We start from the raw sequence: 24,594 nt of genomic DNA, 5'->3' as shown, positions 1-24,594 counted from the left end.
GGGCAGCGGTGATGTCGGTGGTATTCCAGGACGTACCAGGCCTGCTGAACCAGGTAGGGCGTCCGCCGGGCCGTCATGACCAGCAACCCGCCCGGTACTCCCCGGCGAGAGTGAGCAACAGCGGTTCCGGCAGATAGACCACCCGCGCCACCCCCACGGCCCGGTACGACACCTCCGGCGTGGCATAGCTCGGCGGCTGACCCAGACGGTCGAGTGGGCTCGCCCGGCGGCGGGTGAACGGCCAGAGCCGCCACCGCGGGCCGGTGCGCGTTGGGTTCTTCGCATGCCGAGCCATCAGACCTCCAGGAACGTAACGGCTTCCACTCAGAGAGTGACAAAGCTGATGCGAGAAGTCTAGAGTTCCATGGAAGAATTCCATGGAACTAGCGGATTCGCTCCGCGTTCCTTGATCTCGGAGGTGGAGAGGAGAACACTGGCGGTGTTCACGACCCTGGAGGTAGACGTGGCGAGGGCAAGTGGCCCGACGATCGCGCGATGGCAGCTCGGCAGAGAGCTGCACCGACTCCGCGAGGCGGCGAAGGTCTCGCACAAGGAGGTCGCGGCAGAGCTGGGCTGTTCCGAGTCCAAGGTCTACAAGATCGAGTCTGGCGACGTCGGGGTCAGCCGGGCCGACGTGATCGTGATGCTGACGCGGTACGGAGTTGACGACGACCGTCTTCGGGAGACCGCCCTGGACCTTCAGCGCCAAGGCAAGGAGCGCGGCTGGTGGGCGAAGTTCGGTCAGCTTCCCGCCCCGTACAGCATGTACATCGGGCTGGAATCCGCTGCGACGGCGATCCGGAACTTCGAGCTGGCCGCCGTGCCCGGCCTACTCCAGACCGAGCGGTACGCCCAAGCCATCTTCGACCAGCAGCGGATGACCGAGGCGGCAGCCGAGCGACAGAAACGACTCCAGGTACGACTAGCGCGACAGGCATGCCTCACCGAGGAGCCGTTGCTCAACCTTTGGACGATCATCGACGAAAGCACGCTTCACCGCCAGGTCGGTGGTCGGGAGGTGCTGCGCGAGCAGTTGCTCCACCTGGTCGAGATGAGCGAACGCGACAACATCGACATCCAGGTTCTGCCGTTCGGTGAGGGCGCCCACCCGGGAATGCTCGGTTCGGTTGCCATCCTTGAGTTTCCGAAGGATGTGCACACCCCGGTCGCCTACGTCGAGAGCTTTGGCGGCGACGTGTATCTGGAGCGTGAGGAGGACATGCGCCGGGTTACCCTGGCCTATACACACCTGCATAGCTCGGCCCTCAGCTCCACGAAGTCTCGTCAGTTGATCGCCGATGCCGCCAGGAAGCTGGCGTAGCAGAAGGAGGAACGGCCGTGCAGCCGAAGTGGCGCAAGAGCAGCAAGAGCCAGAGCAACGGTCAGTGCGTCGAGGTCGCGGACAACATTCCCGGAGTTGTCGCCGTCCGGGACAGCAAGGACAAGGCCGGCCCCGCCCTGGCTTTCGACGCCCAGGGCTGGCGTACCTTCGTCGACTCCCTCAAGAACAACTAGGCCGTGTTTCGTAGTGCGCGGAGCCATTGGTTGATGGCGGCGATGGTGAGGGTGGCTTCGTAGCGCACGGCGAGTTTGTCGTATCTGGTGGCCATGGCGCGGTGTTGTTTGAGCTGGTTGATGCCGCACTCCACGGCGTGACGCAGGCGGTAGACCTCGGGGTCGAAGGCGGGTGGACGTCCGCCTTTGGACCCTTTGGCCTTGCGGTGCGCGTCCTGGTCGGCCTTGCTCGGGATGCACGCTCGGATGCCCCGGGATCGCAGGTGGGCTCGGTTGGCTTTGGACGTGTACGCCTTGTCGGCCAGCACCATGTCGGGGCGGGTCCGGGGCCGGGCGCCACCGGCGCGTGGGACACGTAGTTTGGCCAGTACGGGGATGAACTGTGGGCTGTCGCCGTGTTGTCCGGCGGTCACCACCATGGCCATCAGTTTGCGGCCCTGCTCGCAGGCCAGATGGGTCTTGGTGGTCCAGCCGCCCCTTGACCGGCCGAGGCCGTGATCTGCCGGCTCGGTCTGCACACCACCGGGTGGCTCCTTCTGCGCCTGCCCGTCACGGCGGGCCCCAGCGGCGTGCTGGTGGGCGCGGCTGATGGTCGAGTCCACGCTCACCGTCCAGCCGATCAACCCCGCCGCGTCCGCCAGGGCCTGCAACGAGGTGAGAATCTGCGCCCAGACGCCGTCGCGCTGCCAGCGCCGGAACCACCGGTACAAGGTCTGCCACGGCGGGTAGGACGCGGGCACGTCCCGCCATGGTGATCCGGTCCGGACCCGCCACCGGATCCCGTCGATGATCAGTCTCATGGTCCATCTGCGCGGCCGAGCATGACCCGTTCCCGCAGGCAGCAACGGCTCGAGGACCGCCCACTGCACGTCGGTCAGGTCATGTCGCCTCGCTGCCGCTACGCTCGGCACGAGGTCTCCGGTGTGAAGTTCCAGCTTGGTCGCTGAACCAACTACCGGAGACCTCTCCCATTAGCGACCACCGCCACGCCCCAACAACGCCGCCCTACGAAACACGGCCTAGCCCCGACCCGCTCTGGGGAGATCTGTGGCCGCCAGGGTGACCACAGATCTCCCCAAAGTCCTCGGCTGCTGACCCCGCCCCCACCCGAGCCGGGACATTTTGCTCTCGACGGGTTTAGATCTTGGACATTTACCGTCCGAATGCGACGGTAAATGTCCAAGATCTACGTTGCGGCGGTTGGTGGGCGGCGATGTCGTGGGTGACTCAGCTCGACAGGCACCGGAGGGCATGTCGCCGTCGCACCGGGCGCACGAGCCAGAAGATCTTGGAGGATTTCGGCCCCTGGAGGGGCACATTTCTTCCAAGATCTTTCAAGGCTTCGCACCGCGGAGATCCGCGCCGACGCGATCAGCGTTCCAGGATGGCGGTGACGCCCTGGCCGCCGGCGGCGCAGATGGAGATCAGGCCCCGGCCGGTGCCGGCCTCGGCGAGCAGCTTGGCCAGGGTGGCCACGATCCGGCCGCCGGTCGCGGCGAACGGGTGGCCGGCGGCCAACGAGGAGCCGACCACGTTGAGCCGGTCCCGGTCGATCGGGCCGAGCGGGGCGGCCAGGCCGAGCCGGTCGGCGCAGAACTCCGGCGACTCCCACGCGGCCAGGGTGGCCAGCACCTGGGCGGCGAACGCCTCGTGGATCTCGTAGAAGTCGAAGTCCTGGAGCTTCGTCCCGGCCCGCTCCAGCAGCCGGGGCACCGCGTAGGCCGGGGCCATCAGCAGCCCCTCGTCGCCGCTGACGAAGTCGACCGCGGCCGTCTGCGACCAGGAGAACCAGGCAAGCACCGGCAGGTGGTGCTCCCGGGCCCACTGCTCGGAGGCGAGCAGCACGGTGGACGCGCCGTCGGTGAGCGGGGAGGAGTTGCCGGCGGTCAGGGTGGCCCGCCCGGCGTCCGGGCCGTCGGTGCCGAAGACCGGCTTCAGCGCGCCAAGCTTGGCCACACTGGTGTCCGGGCGCAGGTTCTGGTCCCGGGTCAGACCGAGGTACGGGGTGACCAGGTCGTCGAAGAACCCCCGGTCGTACGCGGCGGCGAGCCGCTGGTGCGAGCGGAGCGCCAACTCGTCCTGGGCCTGCCGGTCGACGTCCCAACGCACCGCGGTCCGGGCCGCGTGCTCACCCATGGAGAGTCCGGTACGCGGCTCGGCGTTGCGCGGCAGCTCCGGCCGGAACGGCTGCTGCGGGCGCAGCCGGGCGGCGAGCTTCAACCGTTCGCCGAGGGTACGCGCGGAGTTGAGCCGGAGCAGGGTACGCCGCAGTTCCTCGTTGACCGCGAGCGGCGCGTCGGAGGTGCTGTCGACGCCACCGGCGATGCCCACGTCGAGCTGCCCGAGGGCGATCTTGTTGGCGACCAGGATCACCGCCTCCAGGCCGGTGCCGCAGGCCTGCTGGATGTCGTACGCCGGGGTGCGCGGGTCGAGTTTCGAGCCGAGCACCACCTCACGGGTCAGGTTGAAGTCCTTCGAGTGCTTGAGCACCGCCCCCGCGACCACCTCGCCTACCTGCTGACCGGCCAGCCCGAACCGGGCGACCAGCCCGTCCAGCGCCGCGCCGAGCAGATCGGCGTTGCTGGCGTCGGCGTACCGGGAGTTGGACCGGGCGAAGGGGACACGGTTGCCACCGATGACGGCGACCCGCCGGATGCTCTGCACGAACCCGCCTCCGTTGTGCTGACTTGCCGACAACCTACCGACCAGTAGGCTACGCCCATGACCGACAGGTACGCGACTTTCGTCCAATCGGCGGCCGGCCGTGCCCTGGTCAAGCGCCTGGGGCTGCCCGACCCGCCGCGACTGCGCCGGTTCACCCCCGGCGATCCGCTGCTGCCCGCCCCGTTCGTGCTCAGCGGCGACGGCCGGCTCACCGACCGGGTCCGCCGGATCCTGCTGGCCACCGGCGCCACCATGCGCGACACCGCGACCGACCCGACCACCGGCACGGCGGAACCAGCAGGCGGCGCTGCGGACACGACGGCCGGCGCGGCCGACCGGCGGAGGGCGGCGAACGGGGCGCTGATCTACGACGCCACCGGCATCGTCGACTCCACCCAACTGCGTCAGGTGTACGACTTCCTCCACCCGAGGGCCCGCTCGCTGGCCTCCGGTGGCCGGGTGGTCGTGCTGGGCACCCCGCCCGAGGAGTGCGCCACGCCCCGCCAGGCGACCGCCCAGCGGGCCCTGGAGGGGCTGACCCGCAGCATCGGCAAGGAGTTCGGGCGCGGCAGCACCGCCCAACTGGTCTACGTCACCGGCGACGCGGACGACGGCACCTGGGTCAGCCTGGAGGCGACCCTGCGGTTCCTGCTCTCCGGCCGGTCGGCGTACGTCTCCGGGCAGGTCATCCGGGTCGGTTCCGGCCGGGCCACCGCCCCGACGGACTGGCACCGCCCCCTGGACGGGCAGGTGGTCCTGGTCACCGGGGCGGCCCGGGGCATCGGCGCGGCGGTGGCCGAGGTGCTGGCCCGCGACGGCGCTCAGGTGGTGGCCCTGGACGTACCGGCGGCCGGTGACGCCCTCGCGGCGGTGGCGAACCGGCTCGGCGGCAGCGCCGTCCAGCTCGACCTGACCGCCCCGGACGCGCCGGCCCGGCTCGCCGAACACCTGGCCGGTCGGTACGGCCGCGTCGACGCGGTGGTGCACAACGCCGGCATCACCCGGGACAAGACCCTGGCCCGGATGGACCCCGACCGTTGGGACACCGTCCTGGACGTCAACCTCTCCAGCCAGGAACGGATCAACGATCTTCTGCTGGAGCGGGAACTGGTCCCGGCCGGCGGGCGACTGGTCGCGGTCTCCTCGATCGCCGGGATCGCCGGCAACCGGGGGCAGACCAACTACGCCACCAGCAAGGCCGGCGTGATCGGCCTGGTCCAGTCGCTGGCCCCGGCCCTGCGGGAGCGGGAGATCAGCGTCAACGCGGTCGCCCCCGGGTTCATCGAGACCCGGATGACCGCCAAGATGCCGTTGGCGCTGCGCGAGGCGGGTCGCCGGATGAACAGCCTCGCCCAGGGCGGCCTGCCGGTGGACGTGGCCGAGACGATCGGCTGGCTGACCTGGCCCGCCTCCGGCGCGGTCACCGGCAACGTGGTCCGGGTCTGCGGCCAGAGCCTGCTGGGGGCCTGATGACCGACCGGACGCGGATCGAGCTGGACCGGCTGCCGACGGCCGGGTCGTCGTACCGGCGGGCCCTGCTCGGCGCGCTGCCGCTGGGCGGCCGCCGGGGCGGCGACACCCTGCCGGCGGTGGAGTTCGCCGTCGCCGGGGTCACCGTCGACCGGACCCACCTGGCCGAGTACGACCGGGTCTGCGGCTTCCGGCTGACCGACGAGGTGCCGGGGACGTACCCGCACGTGCTCGGCTTTCCGTTGGCGCTGCGGCTGATGACCGGTGCGGGTTTCCCGCTGCCCCTGATCGGCCTGGTGCACGTGGCCAACCGGATCACCGTGCACCGCCGGATCGACGCCGGCGAGACCCTCGACCTGGTCGCGTACGCCGACGGGTTGCGCCCGCACGAGCGGGGCCGGCAGGTCGACGTGGTGCTGCTCGCCTCGGTCGCCGGGGTGCCGGTGTGGCACGGCGTCTCGACGTACCTGCGTCGGGAGCCGACCCCCGACGGCCGCGCCGGGCGCGACCACCGCGACCGTCCCACGCCGCCGCCGGCCTCCGCCCACTGGCGGGTCACCCCGCAGACTGGTACGGAGTACGCCCGGGTCTCCGGCGACCACAACCCGATCCACACCTCCCGGCTGGGCGCCCGGCTGTTCGGCTTCCCCCGCCCGATCGCGCACGGCATGTGGAGCAAGGCCCGCTGCCTGGCCGCCCTGGCGGGTCGACTGCCGGCGGCGTACACGGTGGCGGTGGAGTTCAAGGCGCCGGTGCCGCTACCGGCGACGGTCGGCTTCCACAGCACGCCCGACGGCGCTTTCGCCCTGCACGATCCCCGGACCGGACGCCCCCACCTCACCGGCACCCTGACCTGACCCGCGCTGAACCGGCCTGACGAACGCCCGCCTGGACCGACCGACTATCTCAGGCTTCCTCGCCGAACGGATCCCTGCCGAGAGCCCTTACCATGACCGCACGAAGATCAATGCTTGCACCGGTCACGCCGGTCTGCTCTTGCTGTTCAGCGGCGGCCAGTATTTCCCTGGCGACTGCACGCGCCTCGTCAGCGTCCCCGACGAAAGGAGTCAACGAGCCGTCCGGGCGGTTGAGCACCATGGAAACGAGGCCCGCCTCCCGGTTGGAAGACAGCCGCAGGCTCCCGAGACGGAGATCGTTCCGCGCGGTCGCCACTTTCATGACGAGGCGGTGGGGCACCCCCACGACAGGCTTGAACCCGTAACGGCAGTAGAAATCCACCGCTGATTCGATAGCGTCGACGACGATCAGGCGACCGCCGAACTCATCCGAGGCACGCACGATCTTCTCCAGTGCGTCCAGCAGGAGCTCGCCACCGAGCTTCTGTCCGTGCAGATCCCTGTGCAAAGCCAGCTTGCACAGGAGGTAGCCGGGTACGTCGCCCGATCCGCCAGCCAGCTTCTTGCTGAGTTGATCGCGGACGACCACGGTGGGCGCGATCGCGTAGTAGGCCATCACTGCCGGGTCAGGAGCTTCTTCTGTCCATACGTACGTTCTGGCAGTGCCACTGACAGCGGCGCTGCGCGCATGCCCGATGAGCCACCTGTTGAGGGAATCGACCCCGCAGTCGAAATCCTCGACATCGTGTTGCGGTTCCAGCGGCCCGGAGAGCCATTCGGTCATCTGCGGCGGAACCTCCGCGGCCTGGCGGCGATATCGGCGAGCCTGGTCGACTCGTCGGGCTTGTCCAGGGCTGCCATCATCTCGTCGAACTGCTCTGCCGGCATGATCGTCCGATCCGCTCGCGCCAGCACCCGGTCCGCTTCGGTGCGCGCAGCCTTGAGGACGAAGGACGAGACCGACTCGTCGCGCGTTCGCGCCGCACGGGCGAGCAGGTCGCTGGTCTCGGGATCGGTCCGCATCTCGATACGCTCGGTCTTGGGTGCCATCTCTCATCACCTCTGCCGAGAGCGTACGGCAGTTGTACGGAACTTTCTACGCGGATGCGCCCGCCAGCTGGTCAGTTTCGCCACCCGAACACCAGGGCTGGACAGTCACCCGATCGTGAGCTAAGTTGTTCTCACATCGAGTTCTTCTCAGATCGAGATGAACGCCTTCGAGGGAGTGCGTACCGTGAATGAGCAGGAGTTTCTCGCCGACTACGACCCCCGGGCGTACCCGGCGGTCGCGGTGACCGTGGACGTGGTCGCGCTGACCGTCCGCGACGGCGCGCTGCACCTGCTGCTGATCCGGCGGGCCGAGCCGCCGTACGCCGGGCACTGGGCCCTGCCTGGCGGTTTCGTCCACCCCGACGAGGACCTGCTCGCCGGCGCCCGCCGCGAGCTGGCCGAGGAGACCGGGCTCGGCGGCGAGCGGCTCGGCCGGGTGCACCTGGAGCAGCTGGCCAGCTACGGCGACCCCGGCCGGGACCCCCGGATGCGGATCGTCTCCGTGGCCCACCTGGCGTTCGCCCCCGACCTGCCCGACCCGGCCGCCGGCAGCGACGCCGACGAGGCAGCCTGGCTGCCGGTGACCGCGCTTACCAGCCGGCCGCTCGCCTTCGACCACGCCCGGATCATCGACGACGGCCTGGAGCGGGCCCGGTCCAAGCTGGAGTACACCCCGCTGGCCACCCGCTTCCTCGACCCCGAGTTCACCATCGGCGAGCTGCGCGCGGTCTACGAGACGGTCTGGGGGCACGAGCTGCACGCCGGCAACTTCCACCGCAAGGTGCTCTCCGTGCCGGGCTTCGTGGAGGGCACCGGCACCAGCACCGAGCGGGGCGGGGCGCGGGGCGGCCCGCGCGCCCGGCTCTACCGGGCCGGCGACGCCCGCCTGCTGCACCCGGCGCTGCTGCGCCCCGCCCGGGAGGAGACGATCCGGTGAGGACAGACGAGGCCCTGCGGCTGGTCGCCGCCGCCCGTACCGACGCCGACCTGTTCGGCGCGGACGACCCGGCCCGCCGCTACCGCCAGCTGGTCGCGGCCCTGCACCCCGACCGCCTGGGCAACACCACCGACCGGGTACGCGCCACAGCCACCGACGCGTTCGTCCAGGTCACCACCAGGTGGCAGGCCCAGCGCACCGGCGGTGTCCCGCTCGGCGACTACCGCCTCGGCGCGCTGCGGCACGCCGGTGACCTGGCCGACCTCTACGACGTCGGGGCGGACCGGCTGCTCAAGCTGCCCCGGAACCCGGCCGACAACGACCTGATGGCCCGCGAGGTGCACGCGCTGGAGACCATCGTCGAGCGCGGCGATCCCCGGCACCTGCCGTACGTGCCACGGCTGGTGGAGAGCTTCCGGCACCGGGACCCGGCCACCGGTGCCGAACGGCGGGTCAACGTGCTGGCCGCCGTACCCGGGTTGCACAGCCTGGACGAGGTGCGGCAGGCGTACCCGGACGGGGTCGACCCGCGGGACGCGGCCTGGATGTGGCGGCGGTTGCTGGTCGCCCTCGGCCTGGCCCACCGGGCCGGGATCGCGCACGGCGCGGTGCTGCCCCGGCACGTCCTGATCGAGCCGGACGCGCACGGTCTGGTCCTGGTCGACTGGTGCTTCTCGACCCCGCTCGGCCACACCGTGCCGGCGCTGGTCCCCGGCTTCGACGACTGGTACCCGGCCGAGGTGACCAACCGGCAGCCGGCCGGGGCGGGCACCGACCTGGCGATGGCGGCCCGCTGCATGACCTGGCTGATGGGCCGCCGCGCCCCACGCGAGCTGCTCGCCTTCGCCCGCGGCTGCCAGCAACGGCAGCTACGGTCCCGGCCCGACGACGCCTGGCACCTGCTGGGCGAGTTCGACCAGGTGCTGGAACGGGTCTACGGCCCCCGCACCTTCCGACCCTTCACCCTCACCCCCTAAGGAGGCTGCCATGGGCAGCGGAGTCTGGTCCACCAACGTCTACGACGCGGCCAAGAAGTACCGCCGGGCCGCCGGCAAGAGCGCCTTCTCGTACAGCGACAGCGGGGCCCGCACGGTCCACCCGGCGCTGGACCCCCGGGACGCCATGCGGGAGGCCCGCGACTCGGCCGAGCACCCGCAGTCGACCCCGATCGCGGTGCTCTTCGACGTCACCGGATCGATGGGGCACGTGCCCCGCACCCTGCAGGAGAAGCTGCCGCAACTGCTCGGCCTGCTCCAGCGCCAGGGGTACGCCCGCGACCCGCAGATCATGTTCGGCGCGATCGGCGACGCCACCTGCGACCGGGTGCCTCTGCAGGTAGGGCAGTTCGAGTCGGACAACCGGATGGACGAAGACCTCGGCCGGATCGTCCTGGAGGGCGGCGGTGGCGGCCAGATGATGGAGTCGTACGAGCTGGCGCTGTACTTCATGGCCCGGCACACGGCCACCGACAGCTGGGACAGGCGCGGCCGACGCGGCTACCTGTTCATCATCGGCGACGAGCTGGCGTACGCCGGGGTCAAGCACCGGGAGGTGACCGGGGTGATCGGCGACCGGATCGGCGAGGACATCCCGGTCCGGCGGATCGTCGACGAGGTCACCGAGCGCTGGGACACGTACTACCTGCTCCCCGCCGGCAGCCACTACGCCCGCAACTCGAAGGTGCTGGACTTCTGGCGCGACCTGCTCGGGCAGAACGCCGTCACCCTCGACGACCTGGACGCGGTCTGCGAGACCATCGCGCTCACCATCGGCCTCGGCGAGGAGGCCATCGAGCTGGAGGAGGGCCTGCGGGACCTGGACCGGGCCGGCTCGACGGCCACCGCGACGGTCTCCAAGGCGCTGGCCCCGCTGCGCGCCGGCCGGCAGACCGTGGCATCGACGCTGCCGGCGGCGACCCGCCCGGCGACCCGTGGGGTCACCCGGCTATGAACCCGACCACCCGCACGCCCGGTCCGGTCGGTGGTGGCACCGGCCGGGCCGGGGACCGGCACCGCCGGCCCCGGTTCCCCCGCCCGAACGGGACCGGTGGGGGAATCGGGGCCGGCGGGCGACACGTCATGGTCGTCGACCTCTCCTACGGTGATGCCGGCAAGGGCACCGTGGTCGACTGGCTCTGCGCCACCCGCCCGGTGCACACCGTGATCCGCTTCAACGGGGGCGCCCAGGCGGCGCACAACGTCGTCCTGCGTGACGGCCGACACCACACGTTCGCCCAGTTCGGGGCGGGTACGTTCCGCCCCGGGGTGCGGACCCACCTGGCCCGGCAGGTGGTGGTGGACCCGCTGGCCCTGGCCGCCGAGGCCGAGCACCTGGCCGCCGTCGGCGTGCCGGACGCCCTCGACCGGCTCACCGTAGACGGCGAGGCGCTGCTGGCCACCCCGTACCACCGGGCCGCCAACCGGGCCCGCGAGCTGGCCCGCGGCGACGACCGGCACGGCTCGTGCGGGCTGGGCGTGGGCGAGACCATGGCGTACGCGCTGAGCCACCCCGACGAGGCACCCCGGGTCGCCGACTGCCACAACCCGGTGGTGCTGCGCCGTCGCCTCACCGCGCTGGCCGACCGGCTCACCGCCGAACTGGGGCCGCTGGACGCCCCGCCGGTCGAGGACTGCCTGCCGGCGTTCACCGGATTCGCCGAGCGGGTGACCATCGTCGACCGGACGTACCTGGCCGGGGTGCTGCGGGCCGGGACCTGCGTCTTCGAGGGGGCGCAGGGGGTGCTGCTGGACGAGTGGCACGGCTTCCACCCGTACACCACCTGGAGCACCACCACCTTCGCCAACGCCGAGGCGCTACTGGCCGAGGCCGGGCTGGCCGGGCAGGCCGAGCGGCTGGGCGTACTGCGGACCGTCACCACCCGGCACGGCCCCGGTCCGCTGGTCACCGAGGACCCGACACTGCCGTTGGCCGACCCGCACAACCCGACGAACCCGTGGCAGGGGCGTTTCCGGTTCGGCCACTTCGACGCGGTCGCCCACCGGTACGCCCTCGACGTGGTCGGCGGCGTCGACGGCCTGGCGCTGACCCACCTCGACCTCGCCGACCGGGGCCTGGACCTGCGGATCTGCCGCCGCTACAGTACGCCCGACGAACTGGCCCCCGGCGGCCCTGACGGCTCAGTCACCGACCGGCTGGTGCCTGTCGACCCTGACGGCTCGGCCACCGACCGGCTGGTCCCTGTCGCCCCTGACGGCTCAGTCACCGAGCGGCTGGTGCCTGGCGACCCTGGCGGGCCGGTCCCCGGCCGGGCCCTCGACCCGCTGATGCCCCGTCGCCCTGGCGGCTCGGCACCGGACCCGGGCTTCGACCGGCTGGTGCCCGGTCCGGCCGGTGACCTCGATCGGCAGGCCGCACTGACCGCCCGGCTGCTCGACGCCCGTCCGGTGTACGACCCCGGGACGCCGGAGGACTGGCCGGAGGCGGTGTCGGTGGCCCTCGACGTACCGGTGGTGCTCACCTCCCACTCCCCCACCGCCGAGGGCAAGGTCGAATGGGCCCGTGCCCTGCCGACGCCCGTCGCCTAGCCGAGCGGCCCCCGACGTCCCGCCTGCGAGGCATCTGCGGCAGGGCCCAGGGCCGTTTTCTTCCAATCACCCCGCCTGCTGTCGACGCCTCCCAGGCCTGACGGGACAGGGGTGGTTCGGTCGCCCGGTCACCGCCACCAACCCTGACCCGCAGAACGCCCCGACTCCCACCCCCTCCCACGGCCGATGCGCCTCGCCCTCTTCACACCCGGCCGGGGTGTAGATCTTGGACACTTACCGTTCTATTTGGACGGTAAGTGTCCAAGATCTACATCGGGTTCCGCTTCGGCGGTGACGGGGCAGGTGGGTCGGGGGGTGGGTCGGGGGGTGGTCGGGGAGCAGAAGGGAGTTTGGGCCGGACTTGCCCCATTTTTATGCCTGCTGTGCGTCTGCAACAGCCATGGTCACGTGGGAGACTTGCGCCCTTCGCCCTTCGCCCTTCGCCCTTCACCCTTCACCCTTCACCCTTCACCCTTCGCCCTTCACCCTTCGCCCTTCGCCCTTCGCCCTTCGCCCTTCGCCCTTCGCCCTTCGCCCTTCGCCCTTCGCCCTTCGCCGAAGATCTTGGAAGAATGAGGCCCCGATAGGGGCACTTTTCTTCCAAGATCCGGACCGTGACCCCGAACCAGCCTCGGGCTACGTCAAGGAGCGCCACCACCAGGCAGTCATTAGCCCGAGAAGCACCGTTTCGCGGCATTCGTCAAGCCGTACCGTCGAGCATGGGGGCATGCAGTCGCTGCTCGACCTGCTCCGGGAGACGGTCACCTCGCCCTGGGTCTACCTGGTGATCTTCGTGATCACGGCGGTGGACGCGGTCTTTCCGGCCGTCCCAGGGGAGACGGTGGTGGTCACCGCCGGGGTCTTCGCAGCCACCGGTCCACCCGACCTGACCTGGGTAATCGTGCTGGCCGCCCTGGGCGCGCTCGCCGGCGACCACCTCTCGTACGCCGTCGGACGGTACGGCGGCAGCGGCCGGCTGGACCGGTCACCGGCAGAGAGCCGACGGCGGGCCGGGTCGCGGTGGGCCCGCCGGGCGGTGGACCGGCGCGGCGGCATGATCCTCACCACCGCCCGGTACCTGCCCGGTGGGCGGACCGCAGTGACCCTGACCATGGGCGCGGTCCGCTACCCGCTGCGCTTCTTCCTGCTCTACGACGCGCTCGCGGCCACGTTGTGGGCCCTTTACTGCGGGCTGCTCGGCTACTTCGGCGGGCTGGCCTTCGAACGCGACCCGGTCAAGGGCATCCTGGTCGGCGTCGGACTGTCCGTGGCCGTCACCGGACTGCTGGAGGCGGCCAGGTGGCTACGCCGCCGGATCCACCGCCGAGCCTCCCGCCGCCGGACCGCCGTCCGCTGAATGTTCGTCGGTTGGACCGCCCCGCCCATGTGGGTCGGTGCGGCCTCAGCCAGGCCCTCCGCCGGCCACCCCGACGCTGTCGGCAAGATACGCCCGCATCGCGTCCCGGTCGGCGGGCAGGCCGTACCCGCGGAGCAACGAGCTGAAGTTGCCGAAGACGCTCTCGCCGATCAACCACGGTCGCGGCGAACGGGCCAGCACCTCGACCAGGCGCCGTTGATCGGGGAGCAACTCGGCGACCGGCGCGCCGGTGGGGGGTGCGCCGGCCGGGAACGCCGTCCGCAGCGCCTCCGTGGCCACCGGCAACGCCTCGGTTCCGCTGACGGCGGGCAGCCGGTCGAGCAACGCGTCGAAGGCCCGGTCGGCGTAGGCCGGGCCGAGCTGCCGCAGGGCCAGTGCCGCGTACCCGCCCAGGTCGCCGTCGAGGAACGGCACGTGACCGTCGGTCTCGGGTCGGTGTGGGGACCCGGCCGGGGTGACGGCCAGCCACCGCAGCAACTCGTCGACGGTCGCCGCGTCGACCTCCGCGCCCAGCACCCGGGCCCGCCCGACGGCCGCTGCCCAGCGCACCACGGGTCGCGGATCGGCCAGCAGGCCGGCGTACGGTGCCGCCCCGAGCAGCCCCGCCGCCACCACAGCGGTCGCCACCTCGGCTGGCGTCCGTCGCACCCCGCCGGACGGTTCGAACTCCGCCCCGCCGGACGGTTCGAAGTCCGCCCCGCCGGACGGTTCGAAGTCCGCGCCGTCGGGCCGTTCGACCTCCGCGCCGTCGGGCCGTTCGACCTCCGCGCCGTCGGACGGTTCGAAGTCCGCGCCGTCGGGCCGTTCGGCGTCGACGCCGCCAACTCGCTCGGCCCGGCCACCGCCCGCGATCAGTGCGGTCAAGGCGGGAAGACTGCCGGCCGCCTCCTCCGGAAACCAGCCCAACGCGTACGCCGCTCCGGCCCGTACCCCGGGGTCGGAGTGGTCGAGCAGGCTACGGAACAGCGGGACGCCGGCCCGGACCGCGTCGTACACCGCCAACGCGACGTACGTCCAGAGCCGGTCCTGGTCCGCCGCGCTCAGCGACTCGACGTACTCGTACTCGACGTACTCCTTGTCGTCCTCGTCCTCGTCCTCGCCGACCCACGGTGGTGGCTTGGCGGCGAGCAGCTCCCGTCCGCCCCGCGCCGCCTGGCGGCACTCACCGACCGGGAAGCCGTCGGGCAGGAAGCTCTCGTCGTAACCGATGGCCAGCGAGGTGAGCAGGGTGAGCAACCAGTCCGGCTCCGGCGTGTCCGGGTCGGCGAGCAGTTCGAGCAGGAAGGGCACCGCGTACGCGCTGGCCTGGTAGCGGGTGCCCTGGTGGAAGATGTTGCCGAAGAGCGCGTTCAGGGCCTGCTGGCGCACCGGCTGCTCGGGTGAGCGCAGGGCGCGGATCTGGTCGGGCACGTCGGCGGCCGACCCGTAGGCGTGGCCGAGTCGTGACCACTGGATGTCGTCGATTCCGTCAAGCACGCGACCATCCTGACCCGTCCCACCGACAGTTCCACCCAATGCCTGTTTGGAAGGGGCCCTTCCTATACAGAATGCGTTAACAGGGGGCCCTTCCTTACACGGGGGGAGCGGTTGCGGGGGGTATCTACTCGTGCGTAGGTTTACGCCGGAGTAACCGAGACCGGACGGCGCGCGAGAGGGCACATCCACCATGACTGAGTTCGACCCGGCCACCTTCGCCAACTACGGCCCGAAGGAGTTCGCCAAGCTGGTCAAGTCCACCCCGGACGCCAAGATCGCCGAGGTGATGTCGGGCCCGATGCGGGGCAGGGTGCTCGGCGAGGTCTTCGGACGGATGCCGACCATCTTCCGCCCGGAGAAGGCCGGCAACACCAACGCGGTGATCCACTGGAACATCGGTGGCCGTCCCGACGGCGGCACGGACTCCTACGAGGTGGTCATCGCCGACGGCACCTGCACCGTCAACGAGACCCCGCAGCACGAGCCGAAGCTCAGCCTCACGATGGGTCCGGTCGAGTTCCTCAAGATCGTTTCCGGAGCGGCCAACCCGGTGATGATGTTCATGACGGGCAAGCTGAAGGCCAAGGGTGACCTGGGCCTGGCCGCCAACATCGCCAACCTGTTCGACATCCCCAAGGCCTGACCCCCGCCGAGCCCCCACCGCACCCCACCGGGCCGACCGGCAACCGCAACATCCAGGAACAAGTGGCCTGCGGCCGCCCCACCGACCACCACATCCACGAACCAGTCGCGGGCGGTCGCCCTACCGGCCACCACATCCAGGGACTGGCGGTGGTGGCCGGGCGAGTGGAGGCGGGGGCTTGGCAGGGTCAGGGGTGGCTGGTGGCGCGGCCGATGGCGGCCTCCACCCCGCCGACCCGGTCGGCGAGCAGGCCCAGCGCCCCGACCGCGCGGTCCAGCGGGTCGTCGCCGGCCCCACCGAGGGCGCGGGCGCGCAGGAAGCCGGCCTTCACCTCGGCCCAGCGGCGGGCCTGTTCCGGGCTGAGCCGACCGCGCAGCTCGGCGAGCTTGAGCAGGTTGGCCTCCGCCCCGGCGGCCAGGGTCTGCGCCTCGCCGACGTAGTGGTCGTCGATCACGGCCTCCAGCTCCGCGTCGTTGAGCACCGGGACGACCTTCTCGGCCAGCTTGTTCATGTTGCGGTACGACCCCTGCAACTGGAACGGCGGCTCGGTACGCGACGCGTCGGCCTGCGCCGCCGAGGCGATGTACGCCTGGTTGTTGGTCAACACCACCCGCTGTACGTGCAGCAGCTTGCGCAGCACCGAGACGATCTGCTCCAGTTCGACCCCGGAGTACGGGTGGCTGAGCTGGTCCGGGCGGACCGAGTCGTCGCCCCTCGCCAGCCGGACCAGCAGCTCCAGGTCGCCACGGTCCCGGGTGGACAGCGGCGCGAGCACCGTGTTGGCGGTCAGGGCGTTCTCGATGTAGCTCAACGCGAACGCCTCCTCCCGGCCGGAGAGCACGTCACCGAGGTTCCACACGTCGGCCCGGTTGGCCAGCATGTCCGGCACCCGGAACCGCTTGCCCGACTCGGTGTACGGGTTACCGGCCATGCACACCGCGAACCGCTTCCCGCGCAGGTCGTAGGTGCGGGTCCGGCCCTCCCAGACGCCCTCCATCCGGCGCTGGGCGTCGCAGAGCGGGATGAACTTCTGCAGCAGCTCCGGTGAGGTGTGCTGGATGTCGTCCAGGTAGAGCAGGACGTTGTTGCCCATCTCCAGGGCGAAGGAGATCTTCTCCACCTCCTGCCGGGCGGTGGCGTCGGGTGCCTCGGCCGGGTCCAGGGAGGTGACCTGCGAGCCCAGGGCCGGCCCGTTGACCTTGACGAAGACCAGGCCGAGCCGGCTGGCGACGTACTCCATCAGGGTGGTCTTGCCGTAGCCCGGCGGGGAGATCAGCAGCAGCAGGCCCATCTGGTCGACCCGCTTGTTCTCCCCGGTGGCCCCGAGCTGCCGGGCCAGGTTGTCGCCGATCAGCGGCAGGTAGACCTCGTCCAGCAACCGGTTGCGGACGAACGCGCTCATCACCTTCGGCTGGAACTCGGTGAGCCGCAACCGGTCCCGCTCGGCGGCCACCAGCTCGTTGCGGCGGTGCTGGAAGTCCCGGTACGCCGGGACCTGCTCGGTGCGGAACCGGCCGACCCGGGCCAGCGTCTCGTCGAGCCGCAGCTCCAGCCGCCCCCCGCTGAGCCGGGGGTGGGTGCCGAGCAGTCCGTCGACCGTGCCGGCCAGCGCCGCCCCGGTCTCCCGCCGGGGCAGGTCCGGGCCGCACAGTTCGACCGCGACCGCCTCCGGCAGGTCGTAGCCGGAGAGCTGTCCGTCGTCGGTGGCCAGGAACGCGGTCAGCCACGCCTCGACCAGCTGGTACCGGCTGGCCAGGTCGTCGCCGACGGCCCGCAGGTCGTCGTCGAACTCCCGGCTGGACCGGGACTGCCGGCCGCCGAGGGCCCGCCGGAACCGGTCGAGCAGGGTACGCGCGCCGGCCCCAGTGACGAAGCCGACAGGTGTCTGGGCCACCTCCTCGAAGAGGTACGCCCCGGCCAGGTCGGCCTCGGCGGCCGGCCCGGTCAGGCCGCGCTCGCCGAGGAACGTGCCGATCGCGGCGGCCAGCTCGGTGTGCCACCGGTCGATGGCGTCCCCCTGGCCGGAGTCGAGCGGGGGCCGGCCGAACCGGGCCCGCGCCCGGGCCAGCGAGACCGCCCGTGCCGACCAGGCCAGTCGGGCCGGTTCGGTGCTGCCGAAGCGCCAGAAGAGCTGGGCGGCGGCCCGGGCGGCGGGCGGGTGCCGCAGCAGCCCGGCCGCGGCGTGCAGGCGCAGCAGCGTACCCAGGATGGTCGCCGCGTCGTGGTCGTGCACGCCGCGCTCGTACCCCTCGTCGTAGCGGGTCTCGGCGACGGTCCGGACCAGCTCGCGGAGCTGGTCCGGGTCGAGGGCCGCGGCCTGGAGGGCGTCCAGCCGCAGGGTGCCCCGGCCGGCCTCGGCGTCGGCCAGGATCGAGGTGGCCAGGTATTCCGCCCGGTACACCTGCGGGGACTCGGAGACCAGGAGCTGGTCCCAGAACCGGCGGGTGGACTGGAACTGCTCGTCGACGACCGGGGCCCGGTAGTCGGTGCCGGTGACCGCGATGGCCATCCGCCCGTCGTGCGGCACCACGGTCACGTCGATCGCCTGGGTGTTGACCGCGAACCGGTGCCGCCCCAGCCGGATCGTCTCCCCGCCGTCGGCGTACAGGTCCAGCCGGTCCCGCAGGCCGCGCCCGGCCTCCTGGCGGGCGGCCCGGATCCGGCCGTCCAGCTCCTCGGCCCGGACCGGATCGCCGAGGGTACGCAGCTCGTCGACGACCGACCGCAGTCGACCCACCATCGCGTCCGAGGCGAAGTAGGTGTTGATCTCGTCCAGGGTGCCCAGGGTGCCGACCCGGCGCTGCACGCTCACCAGGATCCGCTCGGCCGAGGAGACCATCCGGTCCGCCCGGCGGGCCCGGTCGTCGAGCAGGGCCTGCTTGCGCGAGGAGAACGCCTCGTAGATGTCGGCCCGGCGGGTGGTCAACTCGTCCAGGAAGTCGTCGAACTCCCCGAACCGCGCCTCCAGCGTCTCCACCTGCAACAGCAGCCGGCCGAGCTGCTCGTCGCAGCGTTCCGGGGTGTCCGCCGCCGCCAGCGCCCCGGTCACCGCCTGCCCGAGCAGGGCGAACTCGGCGGCGAAGCCGGCCCGCCCCTCGGCCTGGCGCAGCTCGCGCCGGCGACCGTCCAGCGCCGCCCGGGCCCGGTTGACCCCGCCGAGCACCTCGCCGATGCTCGCCAGGATCTGGGTGCGTACCGTCGCGTCGGCGATGTCGAGGCCACCGACCACCTCGGTGATGGTCTGCAGCCCGTCGGCCCGCTCGGCAAGCTCGTCGCCGACCGGGGTCGCCTCGGCGACCGTGCCGATCGCGGCGGCCCGTTCGGCCAGCCGCGCCACCTCCGACCGGTACGCCTCGAAGGCGTCGTCGCGGCTGAGGAAGTCCACCGCCCGCCGGCCGGCGTAGGCCAGGTCGTCGTCCAGCCGGGCGGCCAGCTCGGCGATCCGCTCCTGGTCGACGTAGTGCAGCTCGCCCACGGTCACCAGGTGCCCCTGGGCCTGCCGGAGCCCGGCGAGCTGGCGGACCCAGTCGTCGGCGCTCAGTGGCGCCTCGCCCCGGACTCGGCGACTCAACGAGGCGACCTGCTCGGCGGTGGCGGTCAGCTCCCGGGCCGCCTGCGCGGTCAGCGCACGGACCTTCTCGTACTCGTCGAGCACCTGACCGGCGGTGGCCCGTACCTCGGCCAGCGGGGCGGCCAGGTTGCCCAGCTCCTCGTCGGCCAGCCAGTGGTAGTGGTCGAAGATCCGGGTGCAGGCGGCGATCAGCGACTCGTGCAGCCCGGCCGCCGCCCCGGTGTCACCGGCCGTACGCGCCACCGAGAGGCAGTCCGAGATGCCCCGGACCAGGTCGGCGTTGCCCACGCGTTCCAGCGGCCCGGTCCCCACGGGTTGGGCGGCGGCGTAGCTGTCGGAGAGGAACGGGGTCTGCCAGACCTGCATCGGATGGACCCGGGTGGGCTCCTCGGAGACCGCCCGGAACACCACAAGCGTGCCGTCGTCGAAGAGGGAGAACCCGTGGCAGGGGATCGGGGCCGCCACCTCCTTGCGGATCGCGTTGTACGGCAGCAGCAGCGACCGGCCCTCCGCCCGGCCGTGGAAGACGTAGAGCACGTCCTCGCCGTTGGTGGAGCGGACCACCCGCTCGAACTCCAGGTCGGCGACCTCGGTGTCGAAGGTCCGCGTCTCACCGGTGGCCAGGTGGTAGCCGCCGGGGAAGATGATCCCGTGGTCCTCCGGCAGCCGTTGGCAGGCCACCCCGATCCCGTCCAGCCGGGCCACCTGCCGGGTGAGCGTGTTGAAGACCAGGTGCCGCCACTCGGTCTCCTTGTACGGCCGGATCCGCAGCAGGATCAGCGGACCCACCCGGGCGTAACCGATCTCGGCGTCGGCCAGGCTCTGCAACGGCTCGTCGACCGGCTCGCGGTAGATGCCCTCCCCGGTCTCGGTGTTGTCCTCCACCTTGACGGTGAGGTCACCACCGACCGTCTCGACGAACACCTCCCCCTCGATGGAGATGTGCGGGTGCCGGCCGAGCACGTGGTGCTCCCGGACCGTCGGGGTCCACTCGAAGTCGTGGCTGGGCGGGAAGACGTGGTCCCGTTCGCCCCGACTGTCCAGGTACTCGACGGTGCCGTCGGTGCCGACCGCCCAGCGCAGCACCCGGACGTCGTCGACCCGGGGGCCGGTCTGGAAGACCGCCAGCAACCGGCCCTCGACCCGGCGCAGCTGCAACAGCCGGGTCTGCCGGTAGTACCGGTACAGCTCGTTGAAGTCCCGCTCGAAGCGGGGGTCCCGCAGCAGCCCCGGCAGTTCGGTCCGGCCCACCTCGTCGAACCGGTAGCCGCCGCCGGCCGGGTCCGGCTCGAAGCGGTGCAGGGAGAAGACGTCGTCCACCGTCGTCTCCGGCTTGAGGCCGATGAAGACGTTGTACCCGAAGAGCATCAGCCCGCCCACCGAGACGATGTCCCGGGGTACGCAGTTGTGCGCGGTCCGGATCCGCTCGGTGCTGGTCAGCCGCAACTCGGTGCTGCCGAAAGTCTCCAGGCGTCGCGCGTTGAGCTGCTCCGCCCGGCGACCCAGCTCACCTGCCTGCTCGGCGAGCCGCCGCCGGAGCACCTCGTAGCTGCCCGCCTCCAGCCCGGCCGGGCCGTCCGGGCCGGTGGCGTCGGCTGCCGGGGCCGGCGCGGCGGTGGTGGCGCCGGGCACAGGCCCGGAGTCCGCACCGGCCGCGCCGGTCACCGGCTCACTCACCGGCGTGCTGCCGCGACCCGCTCAGCGCGGCGACCGGCGTGCCGTCCAGCCCGAGCTTCTTCGCGGCCCGCAGCAGCTCCTCCAGCTTGCCCTGGTTGGCGCCGCCGGCCTTGATCTGCTGGGCCAGGAACGCGGAGAGGGTGAGGTTCTGCACGTCGGCGGTGTTGAGCGAGCCGAGCACCTGGGAGAGGTCGTCGGTGAAGCTGGCCTTGCCGTCCAGCCACGGCTGGGCCACGCTGCGGGCCACGTCGGAGTGGGCGACGAAGCCGTCCACGCTCTTGCCGAACGAGATCGAGCTGAGCAGCCGGTCGAAGAAGACGCTGTCCCCGCCGACGATGTCGATGTTCGCCTTCTCCAGCCCGGTGGAGACCAGTTTCGCCTGGGCCTCGGCGACGTGCCGCTGGGCGTCCAGGCCGGCCAGCCGGACCTCCTTCTCCAGCTCCAACCGCAGGCGGTACTCCTCGTGCTCGCGGGTGGCGTCGTCAAGCGCGGCCATCGCCGCGGCCTTCTCGGTCAGACCCTCGGCCTCACCCTTGAGCTTCTCGCGGACCGCCTCGGCGACGATCAGCGCCTTCTCCCGCTCCACGCTGGCCTCGGCCCGACCGACCCGCTCGATCGCCTCCGCTCCGCGCTCGCGTACCTGCACCTCGGCCAGGCCGGCGGCGGCGGCTTCGGCCTGCTGCCCCTCGGCCAGCCGGATCCGGGCCTGCGCGTCCAGCTCCGCGGCCTGCTGCCGGGCCTCGGCCAGAACCAGTTCCTCGCGGGCCTTGAACTTCGCCGCCTGCTCGGCCGCCTCGGCCGCCTTGATGTCCTTGACCAGGCCCTCCTGCGCCTCGGCCTCGGCCTGGATGATCACCGCCTGGCGGGTCCGCTCGGCCTCCTCGACCACCCGCAGGCGCTTGATGTTCTCCTCCTGCTCGGCGACGGTCTTCTCCACCGCGATCCGCTCCCGGATCACCTCGGCGATCGACCGCTTCTCCGCCTCGACCTCCTTGTTCTTGGCGATCGTGCTCAGCTCGGTCTCCCGGTCCCGGCCGATCACCTCCAACATGCGGTCCTTCTCGATCCGCTCGGTCTCGATGGCGATGACCCGCTCGCGGTTCTTCTCCGCGACGGCGATCTCCCGGGCCCGGTTCTCGTGCTGGACGCCGAGTTGCTCGTCGGTACGGATGTTCGCCGTCTCGGCCCGCAGCCGCTCCTCCGCCCGTACCCGGGTGGTTTCGGCCTCCTCGCGGGCCCGCATGGTGTCGATCTCCCGGCGCTGCTTGGCCTCGGCGTCGGCCTGCCGGCGCTCCAGCTCCAGGATGGCCTCGCGGGCGTCGACGTTCTGCCGGGTGATCTCCTTCTCCTCGCTGCGCCGGAACTCGTTGGTCCGGACGTGCTCCAGGGCGGTCAGCTCGGTGATCTTCCGGATGCCCTGGGCGTCGAGGATGTTGGCCGCGTCGAGCTGCGACATCGGGGTCTGCTCAAGGAAGTCGATCGCCGCGTCCTCAAGGCTGTACCCGTTGAGGTCGGTGCCGATGACCCGGATGATCTGGTCCCGGAACTCGTCGCGCTTGGTGTAGAGGTCGACGAAGTCGAGCTGCTTGCCGACGGTCTTCAGCGCCTCGGAGAACTTGGCGTTGAACAGCTCCTGCAGGGTCTCCCGGTCGCTGGCCCGGGCGGTGCCGATGGCCTGGGCGACCTTGATGACGTCCTCGGTGGTCTTGTTGACCCGGACGAAGAAGGTGATCCGAATGTCGGCGCGGATGTTGTCCCGGCAGATCAGACCCTCGTGGCCGGTCCGCTCGATGTCGATGGTCTTGACCGAGATGTCCATGATCTCGGCCTTGTGCAGCACCGGCATGACCACCGCGCCGGTGAAGGTGACGTCGACCCGCCGCACCTTCGACACGATCAGGGCCTTGCCCTGCTCCACCTTGCGGAACAGCCGGCTGACCAGCAGCACCACCCCGAAAACGACCAGAAGCAAAACTGCCAGGAGTACGCCGATACCGGCGGTGAGGACATCCATGGGTGAGTACGCGGCGGCCCGGGCCCGGCGTACGCCGGCGGGTCCCGCGCATCCTCCTTTCGAGGGGTCGGTGCCAGGGGCTCGAAGTCGGGAAGGGGGGCGGGTCAGGCGAGCTCGGTCGAGGTGACCCAGAAGAACTCGCCGTCGGGTTCGTACTCGTAGATCACGGCCGTGCTGCCGGCGCGCAGCTGCTCGGTGCCGGTCTGCCGGACCTGGACCAGCGCCGACGAGCCGTCCTCGGCGGTCACCTCGGCCTGCCCGAAGTCCCGGGTCACCTGGCCGGTACGGATCACACAGAACCGACCCACGAAGGAGTGCCGGCTCGCCTCCGAGCCGGCCGGGAAGAGCCGCCGCAGCGGCACCACCAGCAGTCGGGTCAACAGCCAGGCGACCCCGGCGGCCAGCAGCAGCACCAGCACCGACAGCAGGGTCCGGGTGGCGGCGGTGAAGCCGGCCTGGTCGAGCAGCACCCCGCCGGCCAGACTGCCGAACCAGGCCAGCGCCACCAGCAGGGAGAGGACGATCACGCTGGGCAGGCCACCCAGGCCGACCGAGGCGAGCAGCCCGCCGGTGGCGTCGGCGTCGGCGTCCTCACCGATGTCCAACACGCCGGTGAGCACCAGCAGCCAGTAGCCGACCACGACGACCAACAGGAAGCTGAACAGGACGGTGGGGAAGGCGAGCACCGCGTCGACGAACCCGGCCACCGGCGTCCCCTCCCTGGTCAGCACCAGCCGCCACGACCAGCCGGTTCAGCCATGATCGTGACACGAGGTGTCAACCTCGCCGAGGGGCCGAACGGACCGTCCGGAGCGTCCCCCGGGCCGTTCGGCCACGAACGGGGGTCGATCACGATTCTGTTAGGGTCGATTTCGTGGTAAGCCTCGACGTCATCACCGAACGGTCGGATCCGGCCGTGCAGCGGATCATGGACGTCACCAGGCACTCGCGGTCCGCCGTCCGCACCGTGCTCATCGAGGATGCCGAGCCGCTCGTGGAGTGCATCCGCGCCGGACTGGAGTTCACCGAGGTCTACGGGGTGGAGACCAGCCCGCTCCCGGACGAGGTCCTCGCCGCCTGCCGGCAGCGGGACATTCCGGTCCGCCTGGTCGGGGCCCCGATCATGAATGACCTGTTCAAGACGGACAAGAAACCCAAGGCGTTCGGCATCGCCCGGGTCCCCAGGCCGTGGAGCTTCGACGAGTTGGCCCGCACGACCGGCGACATCATCGTCCTGGACGGCGTGAAGATCGTCGGCAACATCGGCGCCATCGTGCGGACGTCCTTCGCGCTCGGCGCCGCCGGCATCGTGCTGGTGGACAGCGACCTCACCACCATCGCGGATCGACGCCTGGTCCGGGCCAGCCGGGGTTACGTCTTCTCGCTCCCGATCGTGCTCGCCTCGCGCGCCGACGCGATCGCCCACTTCCGGCGCACCGGCATCCCGCTGGTCGCCTTCGACACCGAGGGCGACCTCGCGGTCGGCGAGCTGCGCTACGCCGACGAGCAGCTCGCCCTGCTGCTCGGCAGCGAGAAGACCGGCACGTCACGTTCCTTCGAGAGCATCGCCAGCCACTCGGTGTCGATCCCCATCAACCCGGCTGCGGAGTCGCTGAACGTCTCCGTCTGCGCCGGGATCGCGCTGTACGAACGGGTCCACTGGAACCTCGACGACCGGCGGCGCTCGCCGCAGCCGCCTCGGGCCGGCCGGTCGTCCAGCGCGCGCGGCACGGGGCGGCCCGCCCAGCCGGCGTACCCGGACCGCCGGAGCCGCTGACCCTGGTCCGCCCCCGTGCG

The 24,594-nt window shown here is 71.4% G+C and carries 19 protein-coding genes; 11 read left to right on the top strand and 8 right to left on the bottom strand.

The features are described 5' to 3' along the window. Positions 1-439 precede the first annotated feature (439 nt). Both GA0070617_RS01640 and GA0070617_RS01635 read left to right on the top strand, forming a co-directional pair. On the top strand, positions 440-1,321 hold the full coding sequence (locus tag GA0070617_RS01640) for a helix-turn-helix domain-containing protein (protein ID WP_175440406.1): 882 nt from the start codon (positions 440-442) through the stop codon (positions 1,319-1,321). A gap of 17 nt (positions 1,322-1,338) precedes the next feature. Further along, a complete protein-coding gene (locus tag GA0070617_RS01635) occupies positions 1,339-1,515 on the top strand; it encodes a DUF397 domain-containing protein (RefSeq protein ID WP_091432990.1) in 177 nt (58 codons plus the stop codon). On the opposite strand, the gene GA0070617_RS01630 is transcribed toward GA0070617_RS01635, so the two are convergent. Both GA0070617_RS01630 and GA0070617_RS01625 read right to left on the bottom strand, forming a co-directional pair. Continuing rightward, positions 1,512-2,426: an IS5 family transposase gene (locus GA0070617_RS01630; protein ID WP_091432989.1), complete on the bottom strand. Its 915-nt coding sequence runs from the start codon at positions 2,424-2,426 to the stop codon at positions 1,512-1,514. The genes GA0070617_RS01635 and GA0070617_RS01630 overlap by 4 nt on opposite strands. A 460-nt stretch (positions 2,427-2,886) precedes the next feature. Beyond that, positions 2,887-4,179: an acetyl-CoA C-acetyltransferase gene (locus tag GA0070617_RS01625; RefSeq protein WP_091432985.1), complete on the bottom strand. Its 1,293-nt coding sequence runs from the start codon at positions 4,177-4,179 to the stop codon at positions 2,887-2,889. A 57-nt stretch (positions 4,180-4,236) separates the two neighbouring features. On the opposite strand from GA0070617_RS01625, the gene GA0070617_RS01620 reads away from it, so the two are divergent. Continuing rightward, the gene (locus tag GA0070617_RS01620) at positions 4,237-5,649 is read left to right on the top strand and encodes a 3-oxoacyl-ACP reductase (protein ID WP_091432983.1); all 1,413 of its coding nucleotides are present in this window, start codon (positions 4,237-4,239) and stop codon (positions 5,647-5,649) included. Next, positions 5,649-6,506, top strand: coding sequence for a MaoC/PaaZ C-terminal domain-containing protein (locus GA0070617_RS01615; RefSeq protein ID WP_091432980.1), 858 nt, complete (start codon positions 5,649-5,651; stop codon positions 6,504-6,506). Before GA0070617_RS01620 ends, GA0070617_RS01615 begins: the two co-directional genes overlap by 1 nt. A gap of 49 nt (positions 6,507-6,555) precedes the next feature. Here GA0070617_RS01615 and GA0070617_RS01610 read toward each other — a convergent pair whose 3' ends face one another. Both GA0070617_RS01610 and GA0070617_RS01605 read right to left on the bottom strand, forming a co-directional pair. Then, positions 6,556-7,290 carry a GNAT family N-acetyltransferase gene (locus GA0070617_RS01610; protein ID WP_217628758.1) on the bottom strand — a complete coding sequence of 245 codons (735 nt, stop codon included), beginning with the start codon at positions 7,288-7,290 and terminating at the stop codon, positions 6,556-6,558. Beyond that, complete coding sequence (locus GA0070617_RS01605) at positions 7,287-7,556, bottom strand: type II toxin-antitoxin system TacA family antitoxin (protein ID WP_091432978.1); 270 nt, start codon at positions 7,554-7,556, stop codon at positions 7,287-7,289. The genes GA0070617_RS01610 and GA0070617_RS01605 overlap by 4 nt, the downstream gene beginning before the upstream one ends. 184 nt (positions 7,557-7,740) lie before the next feature. Here GA0070617_RS01605 and GA0070617_RS01600 point away from each other — a divergent pair, with 184 nt between their 5' ends. From GA0070617_RS01600 to GA0070617_RS01570, 5 genes are all read left to right on the top strand, one after another. After that, positions 7,741-8,493: an NUDIX hydrolase gene (locus GA0070617_RS01600; protein ID WP_091445732.1), complete on the top strand. Its 753-nt coding sequence runs from the start codon at positions 7,741-7,743 to the stop codon at positions 8,491-8,493. After that, positions 8,490-9,470: a BUD32 family EKC/KEOPS complex subunit gene (locus tag GA0070617_RS01595; protein WP_091432975.1), complete on the top strand. Its 981-nt coding sequence runs from the start codon at positions 8,490-8,492 to the stop codon at positions 9,468-9,470. The genes GA0070617_RS01600 and GA0070617_RS01595 overlap by 4 nt, the downstream gene beginning before the upstream one ends. A gap of 10 nt (positions 9,471-9,480) precedes the next feature. After that, positions 9,481-10,443 (top strand): hypothetical protein, encoded by a 963-nt coding sequence (locus GA0070617_RS01590; RefSeq protein WP_091432972.1) that lies wholly within the window; start codon positions 9,481-9,483, stop codon positions 10,441-10,443. A gap of 128 nt (positions 10,444-10,571) precedes the next feature. Beyond that, positions 10,572-12,038, top strand: a complete 1,467-nt coding sequence (locus GA0070617_RS01585; protein ID WP_175440714.1) for an adenylosuccinate synthetase — start codon at positions 10,572-10,574, stop codon at positions 12,036-12,038. A 727-nt stretch (positions 12,039-12,765) separates the two neighbouring features. Continuing rightward, complete coding sequence (locus GA0070617_RS01570; protein ID WP_091432963.1) at positions 12,766-13,395, top strand: DedA family protein; 630 nt, start codon at positions 12,766-12,768, stop codon at positions 13,393-13,395. A 45-nt stretch (positions 13,396-13,440) separates the two neighbouring features. Here the strand turns inward: GA0070617_RS01570 and GA0070617_RS01565 are convergent, their stop codons facing one another. Then, positions 13,441-14,892, bottom strand: a complete 1,452-nt coding sequence (locus GA0070617_RS01565; protein ID WP_091432962.1) for a HEAT repeat domain-containing protein — start codon at positions 14,890-14,892, stop codon at positions 13,441-13,443. A 190-nt stretch (positions 14,893-15,082) separates the two neighbouring features. On the opposite strand from GA0070617_RS01565, the gene GA0070617_RS01560 reads away from it, so the two are divergent. Then, positions 15,083-15,535, top strand: coding sequence for an SCP2 sterol-binding domain-containing protein (locus GA0070617_RS01560; RefSeq protein WP_091432959.1), 453 nt, complete (start codon positions 15,083-15,085; stop codon positions 15,533-15,535). A gap of 187 nt (positions 15,536-15,722) precedes the next feature. Here GA0070617_RS01560 and GA0070617_RS01555 read toward each other — a convergent pair whose 3' ends face one another. The 3 genes from GA0070617_RS01555 to GA0070617_RS01545 form a co-directional block, all read right to left on the bottom strand. Continuing rightward, entirely contained in the window at positions 15,723-20,783 is a 5,061-nt protein-coding gene (locus tag GA0070617_RS01555; RefSeq protein ID WP_229688285.1) for a DNA repair ATPase, read from the bottom strand. Beyond that, a complete protein-coding gene (locus GA0070617_RS01550; RefSeq protein ID WP_091432957.1) occupies positions 20,776-22,797 on the bottom strand; it encodes an SPFH domain-containing protein in 2,022 nt (673 codons plus the stop codon). Before GA0070617_RS01550 ends, GA0070617_RS01555 begins: the two co-directional genes overlap by 8 nt. A gap of 104 nt (positions 22,798-22,901) precedes the next feature. Beyond that, on the bottom strand, positions 22,902-23,504 hold the full coding sequence (locus GA0070617_RS01545) for an OB-fold-containig protein (RefSeq protein ID WP_091445727.1): 603 nt from the start codon (positions 23,502-23,504) through the stop codon (positions 22,902-22,904). Between the two features lie 167 nt (positions 23,505-23,671). Here GA0070617_RS01545 and nshR point away from each other — a divergent pair, with 167 nt between their 5' ends. Next, on the top strand, positions 23,672-24,574 hold the full coding sequence (gene nshR, locus GA0070617_RS01540; protein WP_091432954.1) for an NshR/TsnR family 23S rRNA methyltransferase: 903 nt from the start codon (positions 23,672-23,674) through the stop codon (positions 24,572-24,574). Positions 24,575-24,594: the final 20 nt, after the last annotated feature.

This window comes from Micromonospora yangpuensis (genome assembly GCF_900091615.1).
Lineage (GTDB): Bacteria > Actinomycetota > Actinomycetes > Mycobacteriales > Micromonosporaceae > Micromonospora > Micromonospora yangpuensis.
The sequence above is the reverse complement of the archived record's forward strand: the minus strand, read 5'-3'. Positions and strand labels throughout refer to the sequence as shown.

Coding starts and splice junctions, on each gene's coding strand:
- GA0070617_RS01620 (WP_091432983.1), top strand. CDS start 4,237: ATGACCGACAGGTACGCGACTTTCGTCCAATCGGCGGCCGGCCGTGCC.
- GA0070617_RS01615 (WP_091432980.1), top strand. CDS start 5,649: ATGACCGACCGGACGCGGATCGAGCTGGACCGGCTGCCGACGGCCGGG.
- GA0070617_RS01610 (WP_217628758.1), bottom strand. CDS start 7,290: ATGACCGAATGGCTCTCCGGGCCGCTGGAACCGCAACACGATGTCGAG.
- GA0070617_RS01605 (WP_091432978.1), bottom strand. CDS start 7,556: ATGGCACCCAAGACCGAGCGTATCGAGATGCGGACCGATCCCGAGACC.
- GA0070617_RS01590 (WP_091432972.1), top strand. CDS start 9,481: ATGGGCAGCGGAGTCTGGTCCACCAACGTCTACGACGCGGCCAAGAAG.
- GA0070617_RS01585 (WP_175440714.1), top strand. CDS start 10,572: ATGGTCGTCGACCTCTCCTACGGTGATGCCGGCAAGGGCACCGTGGTC.
- GA0070617_RS01570 (WP_091432963.1), top strand. CDS start 12,766: ATGCAGTCGCTGCTCGACCTGCTCCGGGAGACGGTCACCTCGCCCTGG.
- GA0070617_RS01560 (WP_091432959.1), top strand. CDS start 15,083: ATGACTGAGTTCGACCCGGCCACCTTCGCCAACTACGGCCCGAAGGAG.
- GA0070617_RS01550 (WP_091432957.1), bottom strand. CDS start 22,797: ATGGATGTCCTCACCGCCGGTATCGGCGTACTCCTGGCAGTTTTGCTT.